Source organism: Vibrio sp. 2130-1 (assembly GCF_033339515.1).
In genome coordinates this window covers 1-548 of the sequence record NZ_JAWOUT010000611.1, presented here as the reverse complement: position 1 = coordinate 548, position 548 = coordinate 1, and the positions used below count along the sequence as shown (strand labels likewise).

General features: G+C 47.6%; 1 protein-coding gene. It reads right to left on the bottom strand.

The genetic code is table 11. The features are described 5' to 3' along the window. Nucleotides 1–69 precede the first annotated feature (69 nt). Entirely contained in the window at nucleotides 70–462 is a 393-nt protein-coding gene (locus tag R7Q09_RS27690; RefSeq protein WP_005456243.1) for a YcfL family protein, read from the bottom strand. Between the last annotated feature and the right edge of the window lie 86 nt (nucleotides 463–548).

The following is a 548-nucleotide window of genomic DNA, read 5'->3' as shown; positions in this document are numbered from 1 at the left end:
CATGAGAGTTCCTTAGTTATATCAATACCAGCGCATGTTGGCGCGGCAGCTACGGCAAAGCCGTTAAGATTAATCGTCTTGTGCTTCTCTAATTTGAACACGGAAATGTGTGCCATTTGGATTGACCGTGACTTCCGAAAGCGTCACAGATTCAAATCCACGCACGATCATTTTGCGCCAAGGCCCCGGTTTGGTGTTCACTTCCAAACCATTGTTGTCGTACCAGTAGAAGCGATAAAGAATGTGCTGGTCACCTTTGTAGTTACTGCTTAACTGCACCACACCACGTGGTCGATCATCGACGTAAGTCGTGGTGATGTTGTCAACCAACAGTCGGCTGCCCAATACGTTATCGTTAAAAAATACGTTTTGTGTTTGGCCATCAACTCGGATCCCAGCAGTGTTGTCCGCACAACCTGCCAAACCGATAATGACTGCTAAGCCAATAAGCCATGCTCTCATTACAATCTCCCTAATTGTTTATGCCATACCGTCGAATGCGCTCCCTGACGAGAAACCCACACCAGTGTGGTTTGCTGCGCTGGTAC